Raw genomic sequence first — 25,646 nt, 5'->3', positions numbered from 1 at the left:
CCCTGGCGAGGATTGGCCGTTTCCCCCTCGACCTGCGCGGACTATGCTCGCCGGGTTGATCAACGGGGGAGAGGACGGGATGGCTGAGCAGGTCCTGGTGCGCGGCGAGCAGGTGCGCCGCGTCGCGGTGGCGAGCGCGATCGGCACGACGATCGAGTGGTACGACTACTTCATCTACAGCACCGCCACCGCGCTGGTGTTCAACAAGCTCTTCTTCCCGTCGCTCTCCCCGGCGTCGGGCACGCTGGCGGCGTTCGCGACGCTCGGCGTGGGCTTCGTCGCGCGGCCGCTGGGCGGGATCGTGTGGGGCCACTTCGGCGACCGGGTCGGGCGGAAGGCGATGCTGGTCGCATCGCTCGTCCTGATGGGGCTCGCGACGGCCGCGGTCGGGATACTGCCCACGTTCGCGCAGGCCGGCGTGCTCGCGCCCGTGCTGCTGGTGGTGCTGCGCGTGCTGCAGGGCATCTCGGCCGGCGGCGAGTGGGGTGGCGCCGCGCTGATGGCCGTCGAGCACGCACCGGCGGGCCGGCGCGGGCGGTACGGTTCGTTCTCCCAGATCGGCGTGCCCGCCGGGCTGATCATCGCGCAGCTGGTGTTCTTCGCGGTGACGAGCTCCCTGTCACCGGAGGAATTCCGGTCGTGGGGCTGGCGCGTGCCGTTCCTGGTCAGTCTCGTGCTGGTCGTCGTGGGTCTGGTGATCCGCTTACGCGTGGCCGAAAGTCCCGTGTTCGCGCGGGTGCGGGAGACCGGCGAACGCAGCCGGGTGCCGATCGTCGACGTGCTGCGCCGCCGCCCGCGTGAGGTGACCGTGGCGGCGCTCAGCTTCATCGCCAACACCGCGCTGGGCTACGTCTTCTTCGCGTACCTGTTGTCCTACGGCACTTCCGTGCTGAAGCTGAGCAGCACCACGATGCTGGTGGAGATCATCGTCGGCAGTGTCGTGTGGCTCGTGAGCATCATCGCGGGCGCGATCTGGTCGGACCGCGTCGGGCGAAAACGGGTGTACCTCGTGGGTTCGGTGCTGCTCGTCGTGTGGTCGATCCCGTTCTTCCTGCTCGTCGACACGCGCCAGCCGTGGCTGCTCGGGGTCGCGGTGGTCGTGCTGAACGTCGGCCTGGGCGCGACGTACGGGCCGCAGTCGGCGCTGTTCGCGGAGCTGTTCGAGCCGCGCTACCGCTACAGCGGCGCCTCGTTCGCGTACGCCGTGGGCGCGGTCCTCGGTGGTGGTTTCGCGCCCCTGATCGCGACGGCGCTGCAGACGTCGACCGGCACGTCGCTGTCGGTGTCGCTGTACATGGTGGCGGTCGCGCTGATCAGTCTCGGTGCGGTGATCGCGTTTCCGCGCTCGCCGGTCACCACAGGCTGAGCCCGACGGCGGCGGCCAAGGTGGTGTTCCTCAGGCGGCGGAGTTCAGGTCGTCCAGCGCCTGCGCCCCGGCCGGCGTGAGCTCGGCCGGCACCCAGCGCCCGGGAGCGACTTCCCGCACCGGCCGGACGAGCCCGGCGTGCGTGAGCGCGTGCGCGGTGGGCTGGTCGGAGCAGAGCAGGCCGTCGATCCGCAGGTCGGGTTCCCTGCCGGCGCCGAGCTCGGCGCGACCCGCCGCGACGGCGCGCAACAGAGCGAGCGCCCGGCCGTTGAGCGGTGTCGTCGTCATGGCGATTCCTTTCCGCGTCCCTCACCTCGAACACGGATCTGCGGCCCCGCGGGTTCACCCCGCTCAGGAGATGGCCAGGTCAGCTCGCAGCGGTGAGCCGCGCATCGCCCGCCAAACCGCGGCCGGCGTCAGCGGCATGTCGGCGTGGCGCACCCCGAACGGGGCCAGCGCATCGACCACCGCGTTGACCACGGCCGCGGGCGAGCCGACGGTCGCGGACTCGCCGATGCCCTTCGCGCCGATGGGGTGGTGCGGCGAGGGCGTGACGGTCTCGCCGAGCTCCCAGGACGGGCACTCCAAAGCCGTGGGCAGCAGGTAGTCCATGAAGGAGCCGCCGAGGTGGTTTCCGTCGGTGTCGAACGCCATGAGCTCCATCAGCGCCATCCCGATGCCGTCGGCGAGGCCACGGTGCACCTGGCCCGCGACGATCATCGGGTTGATCCGCACGCCGCAGTCGTCCACGGCGATGAAGCGGCGCACGCGCACCTGGCCGGTGTCCGCGTCGACGTCGACCACGCACAGGTACGCGCCGAAGGGATACGTGAGGTTCGGCGGGCTGTACACGGCGCTCGCGTCGAGCTGTCCCTCCACGCCGTCGGGCAACGCCAGGTCGGAGTGGGCGGCCAGCGCGATCTCGCGGATGGTGTGCCCACGGCCGGGGACACCGCGCACGAACCAGCGCCCGCGTTCCCACTCGAGGTCGTCCGGGCTCACCTCGAGCATCGCCGACGCGACCTGCCGCGCGCGTTCGCGCACCTTTCGCGCCACCGTGACGGCGGCCGCGCCCGACACCGGCGTCGAACGCGAGCCATAGGTGCCGAGGCCGAACGGCGTGTTGTCGGTGTCGCCCTGCACGACCTCGACCTCGTCGGGAGGGATGCCGAGCTCGGCCGACACGAGCTGCGCGAACGTCGTCTCGTGGCCCTGGCCCTGCGACATGCAGGACAGGCGCAGCACGGCCGAGCCGGACGGGTGCACGCGCAGCTCGGCGCCGTCGGCCATGCCGAAGCCGAGGATGTCCATGTGCTCGCGCGGGCCGGCGCCCACGGCCTCGGTGAAGAAGCTCAGCCCGAGGCCCATCAGCTCGCCGCGGGCGCGTTTCTCGGCCTGCTCCCGGCGTAGCTCGTCGTAGCCCGCGATCTCCTTCAGCAGCGTCAGTGCGCGCGGGTAGTCGCCCGAGTCGTACTGCCAGCCCGTGGCGCACGTGTACGGGAACTGCTCGGGCCGCAGCAGGTTGCGCATGCGCAGCTCCGCCGGGTCGAGCCCCAGCTCACGCGCGAGGACGTCCATCATCCGCTCGACCACGTACACGGCCTCGGTGATCCGGAACGAGCACGCGTACGCGACGCCGCCGGGCGCCTTGTTCGTGTACACACCGGTGACCGAGCAGAACGCGGCCGGCAGGTCGTAGGAGCCGGTGAACACGTGGAAGAACCCGGCGGGGAACTTCGCGGGCTGCGCGGTGCCGTTGAACGCGCCGTGGTCGGCGAGCACGCGCACGCGCAGCGCGAGCAGCCGGCCGTCGCGCGTCGCCGCGATCTCGCCGCGCATGTGGTAGTCGCGGGCGAACGACGTGCTCATCAGGTTCTCCGACCGGTCTTCGGTCCACTTCACCGGCCGCCCGGTGACCATCGAACCGACCACCGCGCACAGGTACCCCGGGTACATCCCGACCTTGTTGCCGAACCCGCCGCCGATGTCGGGCGCGACGATGCGGATCCGGTGCTCGGGCAGGCCGGTGATCCGCGAGTACAGGATCCGGTGCGCGTGCGGCGCCTGCGCCGTGGCCCACACCGTGAGCTTGCCGGTGATCGCGTCGATGTCGGCCACGGCGCCGCACGTCTCCAGCGGCGCCGGGTGCACGCGCGGGTAGAGCATGTCCTGCCGGGCCACCACGTCCGCTTTCGCGAACGCGGCTTCCGTCGCTTCCTCGTCGCCGGAGGACCAGTCGAACACGTGGTTGTCGGCCTTGCCGAGGTCGTCGCGGATCACGGCGGCGCCGGCGGCGAGCGCGGCCGGCGCGTCGACGACCACCGGCAGCGGCTCGTATTCGACGTCGATCAGCTCGAGCGCGTCTCTTGCCGCGTACCGATCTTCGGCGACGACGAACGCGATCTCCTGGCCCTGGAACCGGACCTTGTCGGTGGCCAGCACGGCCTGTACGTCGTGCGAGAGCGTCGGCATCCACGCCATCCCGCGTTCGGCCAGGTCTTTCCCGGTGAGCACGGCGCGGACCTTGGGGTGCGCCTCGGCCGCGCTGGTGTCCACCGACACCAGGCGCGCGTGGGCGTGCGGGCTGCGCAGGATCGCGCCGTGCAGCATCCCGGGCAGCACGAGGTCGTCGAGGAACGTGCCGCGCCCGCGCACGAAGCGCGCGTCTTCCTTGCGGGGCAGCGAACCGTAGGTCATGGGGCTTCCCCGTCCGGGTGCTCGGCCGCCCACCGGATCGAGCGGACGATGTTCTCGTAACCGGTGCAGCGGCACAGCTGCCCGGAGATCGCTTCGCGGATCACGTCTTCGCTCGGATCCGGGTCGCGGTCGAGCAGCCAGCGCGCGGTCATCAGCATCCCCGGCGTGCAGAAGCCGCACTGGATCCCGTGGCACGCCACGAAACCTTGCTGCACGGGGTCGAGCTGCGCGCCGTGGCCGAGGTCCTCGACGGTGCGCACCCGCTTGCCGTCGGCCATCACCGCCAGCACTGTGCACGACTTCACCGGCAGGTCGTCGAGCCACACCACGCAGGTGCCGCAGTTGGAGGTGTCGCAGCCCCAGTGCGTGCCGGTGAGCCCGAGGTCGTCGCGCAGGAGGTGCACGAGCAGCAGGCGCGGCTCGACCGTGCGGCGGTGGGGTTCGCCGTTGACCGTCACCGTGATCTCCACGCCCGTCAGCCTCCGGCCCGTTCCGCCGCCCGGTGCAACGCCCGTGTGGTGAGCGTGGCGACGAGGTGGCGTTTGTAGTCCGCCGGGCCGCGCTGGTCGGCGGCGGGGGAGCAGTGCTCGGCCGCGATGACCCCGGCCTTCTCGAAGCGTTCCGCCGAAGCGGCGCCACCGCGCAGGAAATCCTCGGCCTCGGCCGCGACGAACCGCGGCGCGCCGACCGCGGTGAGCCCGATGCCGGCCTCGCCCACGTCGTCGCCTTCGAGCACGAGCTCGGCCCCGGCGGCCGCCACCGCCCAGTCACCCGCCCGGCGGCCGACCTTCGCGTACGCGCTGCCGCTGCCCTCGCGGATCGGCAGCCGCAGCTCCACGAGCAGCTCGGCAGGGCCGACGACCGTGCTGTAGGGCCCGGTGAAAAACTCGCGCACGGGCACGGTTCGCGTGCCTTCCTCCCCGCGGATCACGGCGTTGGCCCGCACGGCGGCGAAGGCGGCCGACAGGTCCTCCGACGGGTCGGCTTGGCACAGCGAACCCCCGATCGTGCCGCGGTTGCGCACGATCGGGTCGGCGATCACGCGCTCTGCGTCGGCCAGGACCGGGAACAGCGCGCCGGCCTCGGCCGAGGCCAGCAGCTCCGCGTGCCGCACCAGCGCGCCGATGCGCAGCTCGCCGTCGGCGACCTCGATCCCGGACAGCTCGGTGAGCTCGTTGACGTCCACGAGCGCTTCGGGCCGGGCCAGGCGCAGCTTCATCATCGGGATCAGGCTGTGCCCGCCCGCGATCACGCGGCTTTCCGGACCGTACTTGGCCAGCAGCGCCAGCGCGTGCTCGACACTCGTGGCCCGCTCGTACTCGAACTGCGCCGGCACCTGCATGACGGTCGATCGTCCCCGCCGCGCGGGCCCGCCGCAACAGCGGATTAACCGATGACCTACTGCGCCGTTGGTTACCAATCCGACCACAGCCACGGCTCCGAGCTTTCGTAGCAACGGTTACGTCATGCCCGGGGTCTGCCTACTTTTGGTCGGATTGGCAACAGGTATATGCACCGGTTCCGCCCAGCTCGGCGCGGGGTTAAGCAAAGGGTTAATCGCGGATTGTCGCGTCCGTGGTCCGGGTGGAGCATCACAGCAGCTGACCAACGGCGGAAGCAGGTGCGCGTCATGCGGATCGAGTCCGACGGGCACAGCCGCGGCAACCCCCGGCTGTTCGAGCTCGTCGAGGACGCACCGAAGCAGGGCCCGGGCCCGACCGTGTGGGCGTGGCCCGACCTCGTGGACTTCCTGAAGGTGGCGGGCCGCCCGGTCGCTGGGCCGTGGCCACCGCACCAACGGCCTCGGCCGGACCCCGAAGAGGACACGCTGCCCACGGCCGTGGCCGAACCTCCCGAGAACGCCTGAGGAGGCCCGCGTGTACCCGTCCCGGTTCCGCTACGAAGCACCGCGTTTCCTGCCCGAGGCGCTTGACCTGCTGCGCACGGGCGGCGACGAGGCCAAGGTCCTCGCCGGTGGGCAGAGCCTGGTACCACTGATGAAGCTGCGTTTTGCCGCACCCGCGCTCGTCGTCGACATCAACAACGTGCCCGGCCTCGCCCACCACGAGCTCGACGCCGAGGGCAACCTCCACGTCGGCGCGCTGTGCCGGCACGCGGATCTCGAACGCTCGCAGTTGCTCAAGTCCGTGCAGCCCACGATGGCCGCCGCGGCGCCGCTGATCGCTGATCCCATCGTGCGCAACCGCGGCACGCTGGTCGGTTCGCTGTGCCACGCCGATCCCCAGGGCGACTGGGCTTCGGTGGTGCTGGCGCTGGACGGGTCGATCGTCGCGCAAGGGCCCGCCGGCCGGCGCCGCATCGCAGCGCGCGACTTCGTGCTCGGCCCGTTCCAGAACGCGCTGGCGCCCGACGAGATCGCCGTGGAGGCCGTCATTCCCGCACCCCGCGGTACACCCGCGGGCGGTTACCTCAAGCTGGAACGGCGGGTCGGCGACTTCGCGACGGTCGGCGTCGCCGTGGCGGTGGAGACGCAGGCCGGCACGGTCACCCGCGCCGGCATCGCCCTCACCGGCGTCGGCGGTTCGACGATCGAAGCCACCGACGCCGAGCACGCGCTCGTGGGCGGCCCGCTGACGTCGGACAGCGTGGCGGAAGCCGCGGACCTGGCCGCCGCGGCGGCCCGCCCGAAGACCGACCACCGCGGCACGGCCGAGTTCAAGCGGCACGTGGTGCGCACGTTCGTGGTGCGCGCGCTGGGCCGCACCGGGGAGGAAGCGGCATGACGAGCGTCCACGAGATCCACGAGGAAACCACCGGCGACGTCCCGATCCGCCGGATCACGGTCACGGTCAACGGCGAGCGCCGCGTGGTCGAGTGCGAACCGCGGCTGCTGCTCGCGCACCTGTTGCGCCAGGGCCTGCGCCTCACGGGCACGCACATGGGCTGCGACACCACCAACTGCGGCGCGTGCACCGTGCTCGTCGACGGCCGCGCGGTGAAGTCGTGCACGATGCTCGCGGTGCAGGCCGACGGGCACGAGGTCACCACGGTCGAGGGGCTCGCCACGGCGAGCGAGCTGCACCCGCTGCAGGAGGGCTTCCGCGAGGAACACGGCCTGCAGTGCGGCTTCTGCACGCCGGGGATGATGCTCTCGGCCAAGGCCCTGCTCGACGAGAACCCGGATCCGTCCGAAGAGGACGTCCGCTGGGCGCTGTCGGGGAACCTGTGCCGCTGCACGGGTTACCAGAACATCGTGAAGTCGGTGCTGTGGGCCGCCGCCAAGCTGCGGTCCGAATAGGAGGCTCGACGTGTCGCAGGCGTTGGACGAGAACAAGATCGGCGGGCTCGGCGTCAGCCGCAAGCGGGTGGAGGACAACCGGTTCATCCGCGGGCGCGGGAACTACACCGACGACATCGTGCTGCCCGGCATGCTGCACATGGAGATCCTGCGCAGCCCGCTCGCGCACGCGCGGATCAAGTCGATCGACACCAGCCGCGCATGGGAGATCCCGGGGGTGCGGCTCGTGCTCACCGGCGAGATGGCCGCGACCCGCAACCTCGCGTGGATGCCCACGCTCTCCTACGACACCCAGGCCGTGCTCGCCACGGACAAGGTGCGGTTCCAGGGCCAGGAAGTCGCGTGTGTCGTCGCCGACGACCCCTACATCGCCAAGGACGCGTGCGAGGCCATCGATGTCGAGTACGAACCGCTGCCCGTGATCGTGAACCCCGGCCAGGCCGTGGCCGAGGGCGCGCCGCTGATCCGCGACGACAAGGCGGGTCAGGCCGACAACGTCGTCTACCGCTGGGAAGTCGGCGACCAGACCGGCACGGACGCGGCATTCGAGAAGGCCGACGTGGTCTCGAAACTGCGGCTGCACTACCCGCGTTCGCACCCCTCGCCGATCGAGTGCTGCGGCTCCGTGGCCGACTTCGACCGCGCGACGCAGAAGCTCACCGTGTACATGACCACGCAGGCGCCGCACATCATCCGGGCCGCCGTCGCGATGGTCGCCGAGCTGCCCGAGCACCTGATCCGCATCGTCTCGCCGGACATCGGCGGCGGCTTCGGCAACAAGGTGCCCGTGTACCCCGGCTACGTGTGCTCGATCCTGTGCTCGATCCTGCTGGAACGGCCCGTGAAGTGGATCGAGGACAAGACCGGCAACCTGATCTCCACCGGGTTCGCCCGCGACATGTACCTCGACGGCGAGATGGCGTTGCGCGCCGACGGCAAGATCCTCGGCGTCCGCATGCACGCCGAGGCCGACCACGGCGCGTTCTTCGCCGACGCGCAGCCGAGCAAGTTCAAGATCGGGCTGCTGCACTCGACGTTCGCCTGCTACAACGTGCCCGCCGCGCACCTCACCGCGCGCGGCACCTACACCAACAAGGCGCCCGGCGGCGTCGCGTACCGCTGCTCATTCCGCGTCACCGAGGCGATGTTCTTCCAGGAGCGCATGGTCCACCAAGCCGCGAAAGACCTCGGGCTGGACCCGGCCGAGTTCCGCCGGCGCAACTTCGTGCGCGCCGACGCGTTCCCGCACCGCACGCCGTTCGGGTTCCTCGTGGACTCCGGCCAGCCCGAGGCGTGCCTCGACGTGGGGCTGAAAGCCGTGGGCTACGAGGACTTCCTGCGGCAGAAGGAAGAGGCGCGCAAACGCGGGCGGCGCCTGGGCATCGGGATCTCCACGATGACCGAACCGCTCGGCGCCGGCAACAGCCGCGAGTACGACATCCTCGGCATCAAGATGTTCGACTCGGCCGAGCTGCGCGTGCACATGACCGGCAAGGCGCTGCTTCGGGTCGGGGCGAAGAGCCAGGGGCAGGGTCACGAGACCACGTGGGCCCAGATCGTGAGCCACGAGCTGGGCATCCCGGCCGACGACGTCACGGTGGAGGAGGGCGACACCGACACCGCGCCGTTCGGCATGGGCACCTACGCCTCGCGCAGCACGCCGGTCGCGGGCGCGGCGATCTCCATGGTGTCGCGCAAGATCCGGGCCAAGGCGCGCAAGCTCGCCGCGCACCTGCTCGAAGTGTCCGAAGAGGACCTCGAGTGGGAGCTCGGCCGGTTCTCGGTGCGCGGGGTGCCCGAGCACGGCGTGACCATCCAGGAGTGCGCGATGGCCGCGTACGGCAACATGCCCGACGGCATGGAGCCCGGGCTGGAGAACCACGCCTACTACGACCCGCCGAACCTGACCTGGCCGTTCGCGGTCTACATCGTCACGGTCGAAGTGGACCCCGAGACCGGTGTGTGGGACGTGCTCAACACCGTGGCCGTGGACGACTGCGGCGTGCGCATCAACCCGATGATCGTGGAGGGCCAGATCATGGGCGGGCTCACCGAGGCCTACGCGATGGCGAACATGCAGTTCATCACCTTCGACGCCGAGGGCAACTGCGTCGGCTCGAACTACATGGACTACCTGCTGCCCACCGCGTGGGAGACGCCGGGGTTCGAGCTGCACAGCGAGGTCGTCACGCCGTCACCGCACCACCCGATCGGCGCCAAGGGCGTGGGGGAGTGCGCCGCGGTCGGCGGGCCGGCGGCCTTCGTGAACGCCGTGATGGACGCCCTCGACGACACCGGCGTGCGCAACATCGACATGCCGCTGCTGCCCGACCGCGTGTGGGAAGCGCTGACGCAGCGCCACGACGTGTCCGGTGCGCCGCCCGTGCGGACAGACGACTGAGGTGCCTGAGATGTCTACTATGGACTCATCCGACGGCTGGGACGTCCTCACCCACGCCGGTGAGCTGGCCCGCCGCGGTGAGGCGTTCGCGCTCGCGACCGTGGTGTGGCGCCAGGGCCCGTCGTCGGGCAAGCAGGGCTGCCGCGCGATCATCACGGCCGAGGGCGAGCTGCGCGGGTGGATCGGCGGCGCGTGCGCCGAGCCGGCCGTGATCCGCGAGGCCCGGCAGGCGCTCGTCGAAGGCACGCCCCGGCTGCTGTTGCTCGGTTCGCCGGAGCAGTTCGGCGCGGCGGTGCCCGAAGGCATGACGGTGGTGCCGATCTCGTGCCAGAGCGAGGGCGCGCTGGAGGTCTACATCGAGCCGGTGCAGCCCGTGCCGCACCTGGTGGTGGTCGGGCGCTCGCCGATGGCGCACACGCTGGTGGAGCTGGCGGGTTCGCTCGGCTGGCACGCGCAGCTCGTCGAGCACACGGAGCTGGACGCGGTGACCGAGCGGTCCTTTGTGGTCGTGGCGACGCAGGGGCACCACGACGAAGAGTCGGTGGAGCGAGCCCTCGCCGCACGGCCGGCGTACGTCGGGCTCGTCGGCTCGCGCCGCCGCGGGGCGAGCGTGCTCGGTTACCTCGCCGACCGGGGCGTGCCGGGCGACGAGCTGGACCGCGTGCAGGTGCCGGCCGGGCTGGACCTCGGCAGTGTGTCGCACCGGGAAATCGCCGTGGCGATCCTGGCCGAGCTCGTGCGGATCCGGGCGGCCCGCGGGGTGCCGCCCGGATCGCCGGGGCAGGTCGAGGCCGCGGCCGTCGACCCGGTGTGCGGCATGACCGTGGAGGTCGACGACCCGGTGGTGTTCGAGGGCCACGAGTACAGCTTCTGCTGCGCCGGCTGCCGCGCCGCTTTCCTGCGCGACCCCGGCGCGTACGCCAAGAAGGAGAGCCGATGCTGATCCGCAACCAGTTCGAGGTCGCGCAGCCCGTGGACAAGGTCTGGCGGTTCTTCGACGACGTGCCGGCTGTGGCGACGTGCCTGCCCGGCGCCGAGCTGACCGAGGACCTCGGCGACGAGCGCTACCGCGGCCGCGTGGGCGTCCGCCTGGGGCCGGTGTCGCTGAAGTTCGACGGCGTCGCGGCCATCACCTCGCGCGACGAGGACGCCCGCCGGCTCGTGGTCGACGCGAGCGGCGCCGAAGCCCGCGGCCGGGGCCAGGCGGCCATGGTCGTGACGGCGACGCTGGCCCGCGCGGACGTGGGCACCCGCGTCGACTTCGAGCAGGACCTGCAGGTGTCCGGCGCCGCCGCGCAGTACGGGCGGGGCATGATCGCCGACGTCTCGTCGGTGCTGATGCGCCAGTTCGCCCTCAACGTGCAGGAGGCCATCGCGCGCGCCGAACGCGGGGAGGCGGCGGCGCGCCACGCGGCGGCCCCGGCCCGCGGGTTCACGATCGGCCTGCAGGCGACGCTCATGGCGCTCAGGCGCGTGTTCCGCCGGTTCTTCGCGCCCTACCCGAGCACCCCGGCCTGAGGAGGCAACCGTGGTCCTGTGGTGGATCGGCAACGCCGTGCTGCTGTTCGTGGTGCTGCCCGTGGTGATCGCCCTGCTCAACCGCGTGCTGGCCGCCGTCGAGCGGATCCGCGCCGCGGCCGACGACATCCTCGTGGGCGGCGTGCGCCTCGCGGGGCAGCTCGAACCCGTCCCGGAGGCGCTCGCGCGCACCGACCGCACCATCGGCGAAGTGGCCGTCGGCGCGACCCGGTACGCCGGCAGCGTCGCGAAACTGCTGGGCTGAAAGGAGTTCCGCCATGCCTGCCGCCGCCTGGGCCACCCTGGCCATCAGCGCGCTGATCATCCTGTTCGCCGCCGTCGGCCTGCTCCGCGTGATCCTGCACCTGCGCCACGTCCGCCGCACGCTCGGCAGCGTGCTGGGCGGCGTGCGCGTTATCGCGGAGGAGACCGCGCCCGTGCCCGCCGCGCTGGGCTCGGTCAACGCGAACCTCAAGCCGGTGCGCGACTTCTGCGAGTCGGTGTGAGAGGGGGAGTGTCGTGACCACGGGCTGGATCATCGGGTTTTCGATCGGGGTCGTCATCGTGCTCGTCGTGGTGGCGCTCGTGGTGCCGATCCTGGCGCTCGCGCGCTCCATCGGCCGGGCCGCGCCGCTCATCGACGACGAGCTCAAGGCGGCCGAACGCAACACCGCGCCGCTGGCCGAGCTGCGCACCACCATCGACCACGCCGAGGTCATCGTCGCCGGTCTGCGGCGCGGCCGTGAGCGGCTGGGAGGCTGATCCGGGTGTCCACACAGGACGAGACGTTGTGGTGGATCGCCATCGCCGCCGGGTTCGTGGTGATCCTCGTGGTGGTGGCTCTGCTGAGCCTGCTCATCCGCTACGTGAAGGTGATCGACCGCCGGGTCGCGGGCATCCGCGACACGCTGCACGGCGCCGCCGACAACACGCAGCACACCGACCTGATCCCCGTCACGGCCACGCGCGTCGACGCCGTGCTCGCCGAGGGCCTGCAACACCACCTGTTCCTCGGCCGTGTGCTCGGAAAGGTGAAATCGTGACCACCACCCTGATCGTGCTGACCGTCGTCGACATCGTCTTGCTCATCGCGGGCCTCGCGGTGTACTTGTTCTGGGTCGGCGGCCTGCTCGCCCGCATCGCCACGAACCTGGAGGACTGCGCGGACACCGTGCGGCGCATCAACACCCACGCCGAGGCGATCGTGCCGGGCGTCTCGCACATCAACCGCACGGGCGCGGTGGTGGCCGGCGCGTTGCCGCTGCTGTACGGGATGGCGGAGGAGATCGTGGCGGGCGCGACCTACACGCCGCCGACGGAGGAACGCCCGCCCGCGCGCCCGGCTTCGGGCACGCGGCGTTCGCGGTTGCACGACGCGGTGGGGTTCGCGTCGCACTGACCCCGTTCGGCGCCGGCGCGGCGGGCCAACGCTTCGCGACAGTCCCGACACCAGCACCTTGACCAGCGCCGCCGCGACGACCTGTCGAATTCGCCATCGTGGCAGCGAGGCCATCCGAACTACCAGGTGATGCGTCAAGCCTGTGAAGCAGAGCTCTCCCGTTCGGCGAGAAACTCGTCGAGCAACTCGAAGAGCACCTCGAGAACATGTGCTTCCTGCTCGGGCGTGAGGACGGTCCCGCCCTGCCGATCCGGAAGGGCGATCTGCTCGATCTGGGCTTGCCAGACGAGGTTGCGACTGACCTCATGGTTCGCCATCAGCCACTCGCGCCAACCATCCAGGCCAGGCCCGCCGTGTCGGCTGGCAGCGTGGTCATAACCCGCCATGAAGGCAGTCGTTCCGCTGAGCGTCGTCCGGCCGATGAACATGCCGGTGCGCTTGGCGAAGAAGGCGAAGTACTCGCGCTCACTCATCTCGATCAGATTTGTCACCCCCGAATTCTGCCGTGCCGGCTGTCGACTGCGGGCGGCAGCCGCGGTTTCCGCCCCGCCGCGATCGGGGGCCGACGTCATCCCCGCAGGGTGATGCCCGCCGGGTGCGGGACCCGACAGGGTCGGGGGCATCGCTACAACCGGCGAACCCTCCGAGCGGCTGGGGCCGGTGCGCGGGCAAGCGGGCAGGGGTGATCGTGGGCGAGACGTTGACCGGTCTGGCGAACGCGGCCGCCGCCGTGAATCCCGTGCCCTGGGCGCGTTCGCAGATGGCGTTCACGCTCGGGTTCCACATCATCCTCGTGCCGCGGCGTGCTCGGGCGTCCTCGCGGTCGTCACGATGGAAGCCGGCTGGGTGGTCACCGAGGTCGGCCGCCAGCCGTGGATCGTCTACAACCTGATGAAGGTCGAGGCCGCGGCGACCGGGAACACCGGCGTCTGGATCACCTTCATCGGCGTGATCGTTCTCTACCTGGCACTGGGCGTCACGACGATCGTGGTGCTCCGCTCGATGAGCAGGCGCTTCCGCCGCGCCGGCGGGTTCGTCGACATCGACACCCCGTACGGGCCGGCGCCGGAACCCGAGCCGGCGAAGACCGTCGAACCCGAGCCGGCGAAACCGCGGAGCCTGAGCCGTGAGCACCGCGGTCGCGGCCGTGCTGCTGGTCGCCATCGCGACCTACGCCGTGTTCGGCGGCGCCGACTTCGGCGCCGGATTCTGGGACCTGACCGCCGGCGGGAAGCCAACCACGTCTGGCTGATCTTCATCTTCGTCCTCACGTGGACGGCCTTCCCGGCGGTGTTCCAGTCCATCACCCTCACGATGTTCGTCCCGCTGGCCATCGCGGCCTTCGGGATCGTGTTGCGCGGCGCGAGTTTCGCGTTCCGCAAGACGGTGGTCACCGTGCGCGTCCGGCGGGTCTTCGGTGGCTTGTTCGCCCTCTCGTCGGTGCTCGTGCCCTTCTGCTTCGGCGCGATCGCGGGCGGTATCGCGTCCGGTCGCGTGCCGGCCGGGGGCAAGGCCGGCGACCCGGTGGGCAGCTGGCTCAACCGGACTTCGCTCGTGACAGGTGGGCTGGCGGTCGTGTTGGCGGCCTACCTGGCGGCGGTGTACCTCGTCAGGGACGCACGGCGAGCCGGTGACACCGATCTGGCGGGCTACTTCCGCCGCCGCGCCGTGCTGAGCGCCGTCGCCGCGGCCGTGGTCGCCGTGATCGGCTTCGTCGTCTTGAGCGCCTCGGCACCGCACGTCTTCGACCGGTTGATCTCGTGGGCGTTGCCCCCTGTCGTGCTCAGCGTCCTGTGCGGGTTCGGCGCCCTCGTGCTGCTGGTCCGCGGCGCGGCCCGCGGCGGGCGGGTGCTCGCCGTGGTCGCGGTCGCCTGCATCATCTTCAGCTGGGGTGTCGCCCAGTGGCCGTACCTGCTGCCGGAGAGCGTCACCGTCTCCGCCGCGGCCGCACCGACCGGAACCCTGATCACGTTGCTGGTCGCCGTGGGACTGGCGGTGCTGATCGTGCTGCCGGGCTTCGTGCTGCTCTACGTGCTCGACCAGCGCCGGCTGCTCCCCGAGGAAGGTGTCGAGGACGCCGCCGACCGGATCGTCGACACCGAGGCCGGCTGAGCCGTACCGCAATCACCTGCGAAAGGTGATTGCCGCGCCGCCCGGTCCATCGATCGTCGAAGCAGGCCCGCGACCTCGCGCGTCACGAATGTGAAGGAGCCCCCGTGAACGCCACGACCTCGCCCTTCCCGCGGATCGCCGACTACGCGTTCCTGTCCGACTGCCACACCGGTGCCCTGGTGGCGCCGGACGGGTCCATCGACTGGCTGTGCGTGCCCGCGTTCGACGCCCCGAGCAGCTTCGGCAACCTGCTCGACCGCGGAGCCGGCTCCTTCCGGTTCGGTCCCTACGGGATCAACGTGCCGACCTCGCGCGCCTACGTGCCGGGTACCAACGTCATGACCACCACCTGGCACACACCACACGGCTGGCTGCTGGTCCACGACGCCCTGACGATGGGCCCCCGGCGCGGCCCCGACACGGTCACGCCCCACACGAGGCCGCCCGCCGACAGCGACGCCGACCACCTGCTCGTGCGCACCGTCGAGTGCCTCGAAGGTGAGCTGGAGGTCGAGCTGGTCTGCGAGCCGGCGTTCGACTACGGGCGGGAGCCTGCCGTCTGGACCATCGTCGGCGACGATCACCGCGCCGACGCGACCGGGGCCGGCCAGACCTTCCGGCTGAGCACGGACATGCTCATCGGCATCGAGGGTGGCACCGCGCGGGCTCGGCACGTGCTCACCAAGGGCGACAAGGCGTTCTGCGCGCTGTCGTGGGCCGAGGGGCTGGCCTCGCCGGCCGACGTCGCGGAGGCGCAGGCCCGGATCGACGCGACGGTCCAGTTCTGGCGCAGCTGGCTCTCCCGGGCCCGCATCCCGGACCACCCGCTGCGCCTTCCCCTCGAGCGCTCGGCGCTCACCATCAAAGGCCTGACCTACATGCCGACCGGTGCGACGGTCGCGGCACTGACCACGTCGCTGCCCGAAGCGCCGGGCGGCGAGCGCAACTGGGACTACCGCTACACCTGGATCCGCGACACCACGTTCACGCTCCAGGCGCTGCATTACCTGAACCTGGACTGGGAAGCCGGCGACTTCATGCAGTTCGTCGGCGACCTCGAGCCGAACAGCGACGGCGGCCTGCAGATCATGTACGGCATCGACGGACGCCGGGACCTGACCGAGTCCACTCGCGACGATCTCGGCGGCTACGAAGGCGCCCGGCCGGTCCGCGTCGGGAACGGCGCCTTCGACCAGCGCCAGAACGACGTCTTCGGCGCTGTGCTGGACTCGCTGCTGCTGCACACCGCCAGGAGCAAGCACCTGCCGCGCCGGCTGTGGCCGCTCGTCCAATCGCAGGCCGCGGCCGCGACCGCGGTGTGGCGCGAGCCGGACCAGGGCATCTGGGAGGCCCGCGGCAAGCCGCAGCACTACGTGTCGTCGAAGCTGATGGGCTGGGTGGCGCTCGACCGCGCCGCCAAGCTGGCGAACATCCGCGACGACGGCAAGCTCGAGAGCCAGTGGCGCACGACGGCGGACGAGATCCGCGCGGACATCCTCGAGCACGGCCTGAGCGAACGGGGCGTGTTCCGGCAGCACTACGACACCGACGCGCTGGACGCCTCGACTCTGCTCGCGGCTCTGTTCGGCTTCCTGCCGGGTACCGACGAACGCATGCGCAAGACGGTCGACGCGATCGCCGACGAGCTGACCGAGAACGGCTACGTCCTGCGCTACAAGACCGACGAGACCGACGACGGGCTGTCCGGAAAGGAAGGCACGTTCCTGATCTGCTCGTTCTGGCTGGTCTCCGCGCTGGCGATGGTGGGCGAGATGGACCGGGCGAGCAGCCTGATGGAGCGCCTGCTGCGGATCGCGTCGCCGTTGGGTCTGTACGCGGAGGAGTTCGAGGTCGAGCGCGCCCGGCACCTGGGCAACTTCCCCCAGGCGTTCTCCCACCTCGCCCTGATCCAGGCGGCGAGCCGGATCATCCTGTCCGACTTCATGGCGGAGCTGTCACTGTGACCGAGCAGCGAACCGGGAACCGGAACGTCGTGGTGCTGGGCGGCGGGCTGGCCGGCGTCGCGTGTGCCCGGCGGCTCGGTGACGAGGGCATCGGGGTGACCCTCGTCGACCGCAACGACTACCACCAGTTCCAGCCACTCCTCTACCAGGTCGCCACTTCGCAGCTGCCCGCGGAGGACATCGCGCGCCCGCACCGGGTGATCTTCCGCGACCACCCGACGGTCGAGATCCGCACCGCGCGCGTCACGGAGCTCGACATCGCGAGCCTCGGCCTGACCTTGTCTGGCGGCGAGAAGATCAGCGGATCACACCTGGTGCTCGCGGCGGGCGCGCAGCCCGAGTACTTCGGTGTCCCGGGCGCCGCCGAGCACGCGTTCCCGCTCTACTCGGTGGCGGACGCCGTGCGGCTCCGGCTTCACGTGCAGGACCTGGTGCGGGAGGTCTCGGAAAAACGGCTCGGCGAGGACGCCCTCGACATCGTCGTCGTGGGCGGCGGCCCGACCGGCGTCGAGATCACCGGCGCGCTCACCGAGCTGATGACCGCCCTCGCGGCCATGGAGCGGATCCCGACCTCCGGGCGGATCTTCCTGATCGACCGCGGCAGCAGGCTGCTCGGCGCCTTTTCCCACCGGTCGCACCAGTACGCGCACAAGCGGCTCATCGAGCACGGCGCCGAGCCCCGGCTCGACACGGGAGTCGCGGCGGTGCACGCCGACCGGGTGGAGCTCGACGACGGCACCGCCATCCGCACCCGCACCGTCATCTGGGGCGGCGGCGAGTCGGCGGCCCCCGTGGTGCAGGCCGCCGCCGGCCTCGGGACCGGTCGTGGCGGGCGCGTCGACGTGCTGCCCGACCTGACGGTCGACGGACACCCGGACGTGTACGCGATCGGAGACGCCGCCAACATCCCGGCGCGGAATAAAGGGACGCTGCCGCAACTGGGCTCCGTGGCCCAGCAGTCCGGCGAGTGGGCCGCCGCCAACATCCTGCGCCGGCGAGCCGGACAGCCGGCGAAACCGTTCCACTACAAGGACAAGGGCATCATGGCCATGATCGGCCGCAACGCCGCCGTCGCCGAGGTCGGCAAGCACCGGCACCAGGTCGACGGGCCCCTCGCGTTCGCCGCCTGGCTCGGGTCCACGCGATGCTGCTGAGCGGGGTGCACAGCAGGGTCGACGCCTTCATGTCGTGGGCGTGGGACTACTTCGAGCGCGACCACGCCGCGATCGTCGAGTGGTCCACGAAACCCCACCGCATCGTCTGGGGAGACGACGAGGCGGATATTCCGCACATCTCGGTCGACCGAGGCGACTCCACGACGTCAGCCGGCCGTTCCTGAGGCGGACGGCCGACGCGGGAGCACTTCGGGTCGCGACCGGCCACCGGCGCGGCTCGGCCGAGCCTGGTCAGCGGGACGTCCAGGGCGTGCGCCAGCCGCCGAACCCGGCCGTGATCTGGTCGGCCGCGGCCGGCCCCCAGGTTCCGGGTTCGTAGGCCTGCACCGGCGGCGGCGCGTCGAGCAGCGGCTGCATGACCCGCCAGGTCTCCTCGACGCCGTCCTGGCGGGAGAACCGGGTGCTGTTCCCGATCATCGCCGCGTGCAGCAGAACCTCGTACGGTGTCGGGCCCTCGCCGCCCTCGGCCGCGAACTCCATGTCGAGCTCGATCGGCGCGATGCGGGCCACGTCCGCGCGGAACGCGTCGACCTGGATCCGGACCCCGGTCGACGGGTCGAGCCTCAGCACGAGCTGGTTCGGCTGCGCCGCGTGTCCGACGAGCCCGAAACCCAGCTTGGGCGGGCGCTTGAACACCAGCCGCAGCTCGGTCTGCGTCACCGGCAGCCGCTTGCCGGTCCGGATGAAAAACGGCACGCCGGCCCAGCGCCAGTTCTCGATGTCGAGCCGCAGCGCCGCGAACGTCTCGGTCGCCGAGTCGCGGGGAACGCCGTCGATGTCGAGGTAGCCGCGGTATTGCCCGCGCACGTAGTGGGCCGGATTCGCTTCCACCACCGCTCGGAACAGACCGACCTGCGACTCCTTCAGCGTCACCGGGTCGCCCCGCGACGGCGGCTCCATCGCGGCGGCCGCCACCACCTGCATCAGGTGGTTGACGACGACGTCGCGCAACGCGCCGACCGGGTCGTAGAAATGACCGCGGTCCTCGACGCCGAAGCTCTCCGCCATCGTGATCTGCACGCACTCGAGGTAGTTGCGGCTCCACAGCGGCTCGAGAACGGCGTTGGCGAAACGCAGGTGGAGGACCTCCTGCAGCCCCATTTTCCCCAGGTAGTGGTCGACCCGGAACAGCTGCGCCTCGTCGACGTACTGGTGCAGCTCATCAGCGAGCGCACGGGCGGACTGCTGGTCGTGTCCGAACGGCTTCTCGATGACGAGCCGGGCACCGGTGGTCAGCCCGGCTTCGGACAGTCCCTTGACCACTCGGGCGAACAGGAACGGCGGGATCTCCAGGTAGAACACCGGTGTCGCGGCGCCCTTGACCGCGGCTCCGACCCGCTCGTAGGTGGCCGGGTCGGTGAAGTCGCCGCTGACGTAGGACAGCTTGGCGGCGAACCGCTCGAAGACCGCCTTGTCGAGGTCTCCGGTCGCTTCGATCGACGACCGGGCCCGTTCGATGAGCTGATCGAGTGTCCAGTCGTCGGCGGCCACCCCCACGACGGGGCAGTCGAGCAGCCCGCGGGCCTCGAGGCGGTAGAGCGAACGGAAGGTCATCACCTTCGCCAGGTCGCCGGTGATCCCGAAAATCACGAGGACGTCCGCCCGCGGCGGCTCGATGGCTGTCGATGTCATCCCTGCCTCCAGCTCCGTCACGACGCATCACGGGCTCCGGTCGTGTCCGCGAGCATCGTCGCCGCCGACCGAGCGACGCGGCCTCATCCGTGGGGGATGAGAGGGGCGCCTCAGCGCTCGTGGCCGATCCACTCCTCGGCCCAGTTGTGGTCGAACTGCGTTTCGTTGCAGCGCGGCCGGTAGACGGCGGCGAGCTCGCGGACGATCTGCTCGCGGTGCGCGGGCAGACCACCGGGGACCTCGTAGGTGCAGATGTGCACCTTCCACCGTGAGCCCGCGCGGGCGATCCAGCACTGCGCGCGCGGGTGCCGCCACGGGAGGCTCGCCTGGGACAGGTCGTCCGCGTGGTCGACGTACACCACGGCGTAGCGCTCGGGCCGGGATTCGGGCTCGGGGCGGTAGAGCACGGCGTACACCGCGGCGACGGCGGGCGGCGTCCACCCGCCGAGCAGACGGGGGCCTTCGAACGGGTACCCCGAAGCCGAGCCGAGGCGGATCACTCGTGTTCGCCGACGGCCTGGACGCGCCCGACCGGCAACGACGGCAGCCCGGCCTCCTTCGCCGCGCGGCGGAACTCCGCCGTGGCGAGCGTGATCGCCTTCTCCCGGTCGGGTGCCTCGACGAGCAGGCGTGCGCCGTAGCTCGTGGTGCCGATCCCGCTGGCGATCCCGCCCGAGGCCGCCACCGCGTCGGCCAGGCTCACGATCTCCTCGCGAGTGAACACGCGCTCGCCGTCCGCTTCGATCCCCACGCTCCACCGCATCGCCGGTGCTCCTCACCGAACTCGGGGCAGCGCTGCCGCGAGCTCCTCCAGGCTGCGCAGGTCGTGGCCGGCCACCAGCAGGTCCACGTACGGCGCGGCGATCCTCATCCCGAGCGGTGCCGGGCTGAGGGCGCCGCCGTGCGGGTTCGTCCACACCAGCCGGTGGCACAGCCGCGACAGCCGCTCCACCGCCTTGGCCAGCACCTCCGGGTCACCGCGGTCGAAGCCGTCGGAACAGATCACGACCACACCGCCGCGGCACCGGCCACGCCGGCCGAAGGTGCGCACGAACTCGTCGAGCGCGGCGCCGATGCGGGTGCCGCCCTCCCAGTCGACCACGGCTTCGGCCGCTCGCGCCAGGGCTTCGTCGGCGTCACGGGTGCGCAGCTGGTCGGTGATCCGCGTGAGGCGGGTGCCGAAGCAGAACACCTCGACCTCCGCCGCGGCGCTGCGGGCGGAGTAGGCGAACTGCAACAGCGTGCGGGAGTAGTCGGCCATGGAGCCGGAGACGTCGAGGACGAGGATCAGCGGCCGCAGCCGCACGCGGCGTTCGCGCCATCGCAGCGCGCGGGGTTCGCCGAACGTCCGCAGCGAATCCCGGACCGTGCGGCGCAGATCCGGTTCGCGGCCCTTGCGCGCGGGCCGGGTGCGGCGCGTGCGGCGTTTCGGCGGGGTGAGGCGAATCCGCGCCATGATGCGGCGGATCGCGGCGAGCTCTTCGGGCGTGCAGGTGCCGAAGGACTTGCGTTTCAGGCTGTCCACATCGGACGCGGTGAGCCCGAGCAGCGTGTCGGTCTCGTGCTCGTCGCCGGCGCGTTCGGGCTCGGGCAGCGCCAGCGTGGCGTCGACGCCCGACTCGGCGAGGATCGTGAGCAGCGCCGCGGGCGGTTCACCGGCGCCGAGGAAGTAACGGCGGAACGTCTCGTCGTAGCGGGCGAGGTCTTCGTGGCGCTTCAGCAGCGTGGTGCGGCCGCCCCAGTAGAGGTCGGCGAGGTCGGTGGTGTCGAGGACGGTCATCGCGCGGCAGCAGCCGAGCGCGTCGCCGGAGCCCACGGGGAGCCCGGCTTCGCGCAGCGCCCGCGCGAAACCCACCAGCACGCGGGTGAGCTCAGCCACCGGAGGCGAGTTCCGCGAGGTGCTCGCGCACCACGTCGAGGTCGTCGCGGTCCTTCACGACGGCGCCGAGCGTGTCGCCGGCGGAGCGTTCGTCGAGCGTGCGCTCGCCGAGGAACCGCAGCATGCGAGCCCAGTCGATGGTCTCGGCGACGCCGGGCGGCTTGGCGAGGTCGAGCTCCCGCAGCCGTCGCACGGCGGCCACGACCTGGCGCGCCAAGCTCTCCTCGACGCCGGGCTCGCGCACGAGCACGATCTCCACCTCGCGGTCGGCGCCCGGGTAGCCGAGCCAGTGGTAGAGGCAGCGGCGTTTGAGCGCGTCGTGCAGCTCGCGGGTGCGGTTGGAGGTGAGCACGACCAGCGGCGGGCTGGGCGCGACGATGGTGCCGATCTCGGGCACGGTGACCTGGAAGTCGGACAGCAGTTCGAGCAGGAAGGCTTCGAACTCGTCGTCGGCGCGGTCGATCTCGTCCACGAGCAGCACGGCGCCGGCGCCCGCGCGGACGGCCGCGAGCAGCGGCCGTTCGACGAGGAACTCGGGCCCGAACAGCTGCTCGACCACCTCGCCGGACTCGGCCTGGTGGTCCTGCAGCGCGCGGATGCGCAGCAGCTGGCGGGCGTAGTCCCATTCGTAGAGGGCCTGGGCGGTGTCGATGCCCTCGTAGCACTGCAGCCGGATGAGGCGGCGGCCGAGCACCGTGGCGAGCGTCTTCGCGACCTCCGTCTTGCCGACGCCGACCTCGCCTTCGAGCAGCACGGGCCGGTGCAGCCGCAGTCCGACCAGCAGCGCCGTGGCGAGGCCGCGGTCGGCGAGGTACGCGCCGTCGCGCAGGGCGGCGGTGAGCCCCGCGACGGTGTCCGGCTCGGCCATCCCGTTACGGCTGCTCGTCCGCGCCGAGCACGAGGTCACGCACCGTGCTCGTGCCGGGCTTCAGCTTCCCCTCGCGGGCGAGCTGGTCGTGCCACGCCGTGTGCAGGTCGCCGTTCTCGGCGAGCCCGCCGAACCCCACGGCCGACATGTTCTTGCACGAACGCTGGGGCCCGCAGGCCGCTTCCAGCTCGTCGGCGTCCTGGCCGCGGGCGCGCCAGACCTCGCGCAGGACTTGCAGCGCTTCGTCGTCCATGGGGCGAGTGAACACCGCGGGCGCGGTTGCGCAGCGCTGGATTAACCCTTTGCTTAAGGAGTATTGTCCAGGATCCGGGGTTACCGAGAGTATTTGACCATGACACTGGGCCAGCTCAACGCGTTCGTCCTGGTGGCAAGGCTGGGGTCGGTCACCGACGCCGCGAAGGCGCTCGGCGTGAGCGAGCCCGCGGTGTCGCAGGCGCTGGCCGCGCTGCGCCAGCACCACGGCGACAAGCTGCTCATCAAGCGCTCCGGCGGCATGACACTCACCGCGGGCGGCAGCCGGCTGCTGCCCATCGCGTCGCAGATGGTGGCGCTCGGCGCCGAGGCCGACGCCGCCGTGCGCCAGGCCAACGGCGTCGCGGCGCGCTTGCAGCTGGCGGTGACCAGCGAGATCGCGGAGTTCGTCGCCAACCCGCTGCTCGAGGCGTTCACGCGAAGATCGGGCAACGCCATCGACGCGTCGTCCGGGCTCGCGCGCACCGCCGAGTTGCCCGTGCTCATCACCAACCGGCTCGCCGACGTCGCGCTGGGCCCCGACGTGACCGGCGACGGCGGCGACCTCGACTGCACGCCGATCTTCCGCGCGTCACTCGTGGTGGTCGGCTCGCCGCACTGCCGCCACCAGGGCAGCCCGGCGCACTGGCCGTGGCTGCTCGACCCGGCGGGCGCCGACCCGGGCAGCGACACCGGCCGGCTGCTGGCCCGCCTCGGCGTGCCCGACGACGAGATCCAGGTCTTCCCGAACCAGACGGCCGCGTGGTCGGCGGCCGCCAGCGGGGGCGGGGTGTCGGTGGCGCTGGAGCACCTGGTGGCGCCGCAGCTGCGCCGCCACGAGCTGGTTGTGGTGCCGACGCGCCACACGCCCATGTCGACGTGCTGGTACGTGACCACCCTGCCAACCGACCGCCGCACGGGTGCGGCCAACTCGTTGCGGCACTTCCTGACGACGCCGGCGGCGATGCACGTGATGCGCGCGCCGGGCAGTGGCGTGCCGCCTTCGCGGTTCCGGCCGCCGGTGTACGTGACGATCTGGTCTTAGCCTTTTCGGTCAGGTCAGTTCGCGCACGCCGGCAACGTCGTACTCGGCCACTTCGGCGGCGAGGATCTCGGCGTTCTGCTCGTCGCTCGAGCCGCTGCCCCGGAACGCCTCGACGGCCGCCTGCGACTCCCAGCGCTCGAAGACGACGATGCGCCCGGGGTCCAGCAGGTCCGCGGTGAGGGAGAAGCCGAGGCAGCCCGGTGCGTCGCGGGCCTGCTCGACCACGCTCACGCAGCCGGCGAGGTAGGCCTCCCGCCGGCCGGGGTCGACGACCAGGTGCCCGGCGACGATGAGCATGTGCCGCTCCTTGGCTGCGGGCCGCCCGGAGCCGATTTTCGTTGCGGCGGCGGCGTTTCCGTGGTCTATCCGTTGTTTTTCAGTAGGGGAGCGGTTTACGCGCGTTGCCGGTCACGAGGTTCCCGATGCTCACCCCGACACCGAACCCCACCTCCGCCGCCCAGGCGAAGCCCAGCGCCGTCGTGAGCGCGATGCTCAGCGCCAAACCTGGCTCTTCCTTGCGGGACAACGGTTTCACTCCTTCGTTCGTTCTTCGTGGTGTGCTGGTCCGCGCCTGCACGGATGCTGTCATGTCCCCACCGTCCGTCGAGTCAGCGGCGTCCACGCTAACAACGTGAGCCGTGGTGGCCAGGGACTTCACCCGGACGTTGTAATCGACGAGGATCGTGACCGACAGCGACTCGACGAAGGAGTGACCACATGGGACTCAGGGACATCACCGCGTCCACGGCGGAGCTGTACACGGCGCAACGCGTCTACAGTGACCCGGTCGAGAAGGATGGCATCGTTGTCATCCCGGCGGCCATGGTGACCGGCGGCGGGGGCGGCGGGCAGGAGGCGCCGGACAAGGAAGGTGTCGGCTTCGGGCTCTTCGCGCGCCCCACGGGGGCGTTCGTCATCCGCGGCTCGGAGGTCACGTGGGTGCCCGCCGTGGACGTCACGGCCTGGGGTCTCGCGGTGGGTGGGATGGTGATCTCGCTGGCCTGGATCCTCACCCGCGCGACCCGGCGCCGGCGCGGCAGAAAGCGCTGACGGCGTTCCCGGGCGATTTCCGAGGCGATTTCTCCGGTGATTTCTCGGGCGACGCGGCCGGACGGGTCCGGACCCTTCGCGGCGGTCCGGACCTCGCCCGGCCTGTGGTGGGAGCGGTCAGTCGACTCGGAGCTCGCCCATCGGGCTCCAGCCGGCGCCGGGGGCGTCCAGGCTGACGATCTCCGGGGTGCGGGCGATGACGCCGGGCATCCACGCCATCGCGTCCGCGAAGTGCGGCGATTTCACGTGCGCACGGCCGGCGTCGGAGTCGGCGAAGGCCTCGACCAGCACGAACTGGTGGGGCACGTCGACGCTGCGCGACCACTCGAAGAACAGGTTCCCGGGCTCGCGCCGGGTGGCGAGGGTGAAGTCGTCGACCAGACCGAGCCAGTCCTCGCTCCGCTCGGGCCGGACGGTGAACTTGACGACGATGAAGATCATGCTGTCCTCCGAAAGGGGCACAGACGGCGCACGAGGCCACGCTGCCTCGTGACCGGGCGTGAGCCGGGCGCCGCGACCACCCGTACTCACGACCGGCCGCGGCCCCCGGCGGGCGTCCCGCGCCGGGAACCGAGTCCGGGTTCGCCGGGGCTGGTTACCTCGCCCCGGCTGCCGTTGACACGGCTGCCTCACTTGCCATCAGTGCTGGCAACCTGCCATCGCGGTGGCAGATCGCCCTGGAAACCGACTCGTCCGGCTGTCCGCTTGCCACGGGCTGTGGCACCTTGCCGTTCCTGTCGGCTGCTTGCCGCTGCGCCTCGCCCTTGCCATGGGTGTGGCGACTTGCCGTTGCCACGGCTACTGCGGCTGTCGTGGCAACTCGCCGTTGGCTTGGCCAGTTGCCGTGGTTGTGGCGGCTGGCCCTTGCCGTCCGTCTTGGCGTTGCCATGGCGGCTTGCCATTGCCGTGGCGATTTGCTGTGGCCGCTTGCCGTTGCCGTGGCGATTTGCCGTTGGCGTAGCTGGTTGGCACGTCGTTCCGGCAACTGGTGATGCGGCATGGTCTGTTGCGAGTTGGTGTGGCGTGGTG

32 protein-coding genes are annotated in these 25,646 nt (G+C 71.3%); 18 read left to right on the top strand and 14 right to left on the bottom strand.

Going from position 1 to position 25,646, the window contains the following annotated elements:
- Positions 1-79: 79 nt before the first annotated feature.
- On the top strand, positions 80-1,366 hold the full coding sequence (locus AB0H62_RS20230; protein ID WP_360587423.1) for an MFS transporter: 1,287 nt from the start codon (positions 80-82) through the stop codon (positions 1,364-1,366).
- Positions 1,367-1,396: 30 nt separating this feature from the next.
- Here AB0H62_RS20230 and AB0H62_RS20225 read toward each other — a convergent pair whose 3' ends face one another.
- The 4 genes from AB0H62_RS20225 to AB0H62_RS20210 all read right to left on the bottom strand — a co-directional run bounded on the left by AB0H62_RS20225 (position 1,397) and on the right by AB0H62_RS20210 (position 5,405).
- Complete coding sequence (locus tag AB0H62_RS20225; RefSeq protein ID WP_220241282.1) at positions 1,397-1,654, bottom strand: hypothetical protein; 258 nt, start codon at positions 1,652-1,654, stop codon at positions 1,397-1,399.
- Between the two features lie 63 nt (positions 1,655-1,717).
- The gene (locus AB0H62_RS20220) at positions 1,718-4,063 is read right to left on the bottom strand and encodes an aerobic carbon-monoxide dehydrogenase large subunit (protein ID WP_360587421.1); all 2,346 of its coding nucleotides are present in this window, start codon (positions 4,061-4,063) and stop codon (positions 1,718-1,720) included.
- Complete coding sequence (locus tag AB0H62_RS20215; RefSeq protein WP_220241280.1) at positions 4,060-4,533, bottom strand: (2Fe-2S)-binding protein; 474 nt, start codon at positions 4,531-4,533, stop codon at positions 4,060-4,062. Before AB0H62_RS20215 ends, AB0H62_RS20220 begins: the two co-directional genes overlap by 4 nt.
- 5 nt (positions 4,534-4,538) lie before the next feature.
- Complete coding sequence (locus AB0H62_RS20210; protein ID WP_220241279.1) at positions 4,539-5,405, bottom strand: xanthine dehydrogenase family protein subunit M; 867 nt, start codon at positions 5,403-5,405, stop codon at positions 4,539-4,541.
- A gap of 288 nt (positions 5,406-5,693) precedes the next feature.
- On the opposite strand from AB0H62_RS20210, the gene AB0H62_RS20205 reads away from it, so the two are divergent.
- The 11 genes from AB0H62_RS20205 to AB0H62_RS20155 are packed head-to-tail and all read left to right on the top strand — an operon-like array spanning position 5,694 to position 12,640.
- Complete coding sequence (locus tag AB0H62_RS20205) at positions 5,694-5,930, top strand: hypothetical protein (RefSeq protein ID WP_220241278.1); 237 nt, start codon at positions 5,694-5,696, stop codon at positions 5,928-5,930.
- A gap of 10 nt (positions 5,931-5,940) precedes the next feature.
- Complete coding sequence (locus AB0H62_RS20200; RefSeq protein ID WP_360587418.1) at positions 5,941-6,807, top strand: xanthine dehydrogenase family protein subunit M; 867 nt, start codon at positions 5,941-5,943, stop codon at positions 6,805-6,807.
- Positions 6,804-7,322 (top strand): (2Fe-2S)-binding protein, encoded by a 519-nt coding sequence (locus AB0H62_RS20195; protein WP_220241276.1) that lies wholly within the window; start codon positions 6,804-6,806, stop codon positions 7,320-7,322. The genes AB0H62_RS20200 and AB0H62_RS20195 overlap by 4 nt, the downstream gene beginning before the upstream one ends.
- Positions 7,323-7,332: 10 nt before the next feature.
- Complete coding sequence (locus AB0H62_RS20190) at positions 7,333-9,723, top strand: aerobic carbon-monoxide dehydrogenase large subunit (RefSeq protein WP_360587416.1); 2,391 nt, start codon at positions 7,333-7,335, stop codon at positions 9,721-9,723.
- Positions 9,724-9,742: 19 nt separating this feature from the next.
- Complete coding sequence (locus AB0H62_RS20185) at positions 9,743-10,666, top strand: XdhC family protein (protein ID WP_360587414.1); 924 nt, start codon at positions 9,743-9,745, stop codon at positions 10,664-10,666.
- Positions 10,660-11,241: an SRPBCC family protein gene (locus tag AB0H62_RS20180; protein ID WP_360587412.1), complete on the top strand. Its 582-nt coding sequence runs from the start codon at positions 10,660-10,662 to the stop codon at positions 11,239-11,241. The genes AB0H62_RS20185 and AB0H62_RS20180 overlap by 7 nt, the downstream gene beginning before the upstream one ends.
- 10 nt (positions 11,242-11,251) lie before the next feature.
- Complete coding sequence (locus tag AB0H62_RS20175) at positions 11,252-11,506, top strand: hypothetical protein (protein WP_220241272.1); 255 nt, start codon at positions 11,252-11,254, stop codon at positions 11,504-11,506.
- Between the two features lie 13 nt (positions 11,507-11,519).
- Positions 11,520-11,747, top strand: a complete 228-nt coding sequence (locus tag AB0H62_RS20170) for a hypothetical protein (RefSeq protein ID WP_220241271.1) — start codon at positions 11,520-11,522, stop codon at positions 11,745-11,747.
- Positions 11,748-11,760: 13 nt separating this feature from the next.
- On the top strand, positions 11,761-12,003 hold the full coding sequence (locus tag AB0H62_RS20165) for a hypothetical protein (protein ID WP_255638069.1): 243 nt from the start codon (positions 11,761-11,763) through the stop codon (positions 12,001-12,003).
- 5 nt (positions 12,004-12,008) lie between these two features.
- Complete coding sequence (locus AB0H62_RS20160) at positions 12,009-12,284, top strand: hypothetical protein (RefSeq protein ID WP_220241270.1); 276 nt, start codon at positions 12,009-12,011, stop codon at positions 12,282-12,284.
- On the top strand, positions 12,281-12,640 hold the full coding sequence (locus AB0H62_RS20155) for a hypothetical protein (protein ID WP_360587409.1): 360 nt from the start codon (positions 12,281-12,283) through the stop codon (positions 12,638-12,640). The genes AB0H62_RS20160 and AB0H62_RS20155 overlap by 4 nt, the downstream gene beginning before the upstream one ends.
- Before the next feature lie 134 nt (positions 12,641-12,774).
- On the opposite strand, the gene AB0H62_RS20150 is transcribed toward AB0H62_RS20155, so the two are convergent.
- On the bottom strand, positions 12,775-13,131 hold the full coding sequence (locus AB0H62_RS20150; RefSeq protein WP_360587407.1) for a hypothetical protein: 357 nt from the start codon (positions 13,129-13,131) through the stop codon (positions 12,775-12,777).
- Between the two features lie 169 nt (positions 13,132-13,300).
- On the opposite strand from AB0H62_RS20150, the gene AB0H62_RS20145 reads away from it, so the two are divergent.
- The 4 genes from AB0H62_RS20145 (at position 13,301) to AB0H62_RS20130 (ending at position 18,055) form a co-directional block, all read left to right on the top strand.
- A complete protein-coding gene (locus AB0H62_RS20145; RefSeq protein ID WP_360587405.1) occupies positions 13,301-14,752 on the top strand; it encodes a cytochrome d ubiquinol oxidase subunit II in 1,452 nt (483 codons plus the stop codon).
- Between the two features lie 104 nt (positions 14,753-14,856).
- A complete protein-coding gene (locus AB0H62_RS20140) occupies positions 14,857-16,716 on the top strand; it encodes a glycoside hydrolase family 15 protein (RefSeq protein ID WP_360587403.1) in 1,860 nt (619 codons plus the stop codon).
- A complete protein-coding gene (locus AB0H62_RS20135; protein ID WP_360587401.1) occupies positions 16,713-17,870 on the top strand; it encodes an NAD(P)/FAD-dependent oxidoreductase in 1,158 nt (385 codons plus the stop codon). The genes AB0H62_RS20140 and AB0H62_RS20135 overlap by 4 nt, the downstream gene beginning before the upstream one ends.
- Positions 17,861-18,055, top strand: coding sequence for a hypothetical protein (locus AB0H62_RS20130; RefSeq protein WP_360587399.1), 195 nt, complete (start codon positions 17,861-17,863; stop codon positions 18,053-18,055). The genes AB0H62_RS20135 and AB0H62_RS20130 overlap by 10 nt, the downstream gene beginning before the upstream one ends.
- Positions 18,056-18,122: 67 nt before the next feature.
- Here AB0H62_RS20130 and zwf read toward each other — a convergent pair whose 3' ends face one another.
- From zwf to AB0H62_RS20100, 6 genes are all read right to left on the bottom strand, one after another.
- Positions 18,123-19,523: a glucose-6-phosphate dehydrogenase gene (zwf, locus tag AB0H62_RS20125; protein WP_360587397.1), complete on the bottom strand. Its 1,401-nt coding sequence runs from the start codon at positions 19,521-19,523 to the stop codon at positions 18,123-18,125.
- A gap of 110 nt (positions 19,524-19,633) precedes the next feature.
- Entirely contained in the window at positions 19,634-20,023 is a 390-nt protein-coding gene (locus tag AB0H62_RS20120; RefSeq protein WP_360587395.1) for a hypothetical protein, read from the bottom strand.
- Positions 20,020-20,286 carry a hypothetical protein gene (locus AB0H62_RS20115; protein WP_220241264.1) on the bottom strand — a complete coding sequence of 89 codons (267 nt, stop codon included), beginning with the start codon at positions 20,284-20,286 and terminating at the stop codon, positions 20,020-20,022. Before AB0H62_RS20115 ends, AB0H62_RS20120 begins: the two co-directional genes overlap by 4 nt.
- 12 nt (positions 20,287-20,298) lie before the next feature.
- Positions 20,299-21,402 carry a VWA domain-containing protein gene (locus AB0H62_RS20110; RefSeq protein ID WP_360587393.1) on the bottom strand — a complete coding sequence of 368 codons (1,104 nt, stop codon included), beginning with the start codon at positions 21,400-21,402 and terminating at the stop codon, positions 20,299-20,301.
- A complete protein-coding gene (locus tag AB0H62_RS20105) occupies positions 21,395-22,270 on the bottom strand; it encodes a MoxR family ATPase (protein WP_220241261.1) in 876 nt (291 codons plus the stop codon). Before AB0H62_RS20105 ends, AB0H62_RS20110 begins: the two co-directional genes overlap by 8 nt.
- Positions 22,271-22,274: 4 nt before the next feature.
- Positions 22,275-22,523, bottom strand: a complete 249-nt coding sequence (locus tag AB0H62_RS20100) for a hypothetical protein (RefSeq protein ID WP_220241259.1) — start codon at positions 22,521-22,523, stop codon at positions 22,275-22,277.
- Positions 22,524-22,622: 99 nt separating this feature from the next.
- Here AB0H62_RS20100 and AB0H62_RS20095 point away from each other — a divergent pair, with 99 nt between their 5' ends.
- Positions 22,623-23,567: a LysR family transcriptional regulator gene (locus AB0H62_RS20095; RefSeq protein ID WP_220241257.1), complete on the top strand. Its 945-nt coding sequence runs from the start codon at positions 22,623-22,625 to the stop codon at positions 23,565-23,567.
- A gap of 9 nt (positions 23,568-23,576) precedes the next feature.
- Here the strand turns inward: AB0H62_RS20095 and AB0H62_RS20090 are convergent, their stop codons facing one another.
- Together AB0H62_RS20090 and AB0H62_RS20085 are read right to left on the bottom strand one after the other, a co-directional pair.
- Positions 23,577-23,864 carry an antibiotic biosynthesis monooxygenase family protein gene (locus AB0H62_RS20090; RefSeq protein ID WP_220241255.1) on the bottom strand — a complete coding sequence of 96 codons (288 nt, stop codon included), beginning with the start codon at positions 23,862-23,864 and terminating at the stop codon, positions 23,577-23,579.
- 79 nt (positions 23,865-23,943) lie between these two features.
- Positions 23,944-24,093 carry a hypothetical protein gene (locus AB0H62_RS20085; RefSeq protein ID WP_220241254.1) on the bottom strand — a complete coding sequence of 50 codons (150 nt, stop codon included), beginning with the start codon at positions 24,091-24,093 and terminating at the stop codon, positions 23,944-23,946.
- 191 nt (positions 24,094-24,284) lie between these two features.
- Between AB0H62_RS20085 and AB0H62_RS20080 the strand changes: the two genes are divergently transcribed.
- A complete protein-coding gene (locus tag AB0H62_RS20080; RefSeq protein ID WP_220241252.1) occupies positions 24,285-24,617 on the top strand; it encodes a hypothetical protein in 333 nt (110 codons plus the stop codon).
- 117 nt (positions 24,618-24,734) lie between these two features.
- On the opposite strand, the gene AB0H62_RS20075 is transcribed toward AB0H62_RS20080, so the two are convergent.
- Positions 24,735-25,058, bottom strand: coding sequence for a putative quinol monooxygenase (locus AB0H62_RS20075; protein WP_220241250.1), 324 nt, complete (start codon positions 25,056-25,058; stop codon positions 24,735-24,737).
- Positions 25,059-25,646: the final 588 nt, after the last annotated feature.

It is taken from the genome of Amycolatopsis sp. NPDC050768 (assembly GCF_040654155.1).
In the GTDB taxonomy this organism is placed as follows: domain Bacteria; phylum Actinomycetota; class Actinomycetes; order Mycobacteriales; family Pseudonocardiaceae; genus Amycolatopsis.
This window is presented reverse-complemented; position numbering and strand designations above follow the sequence as displayed.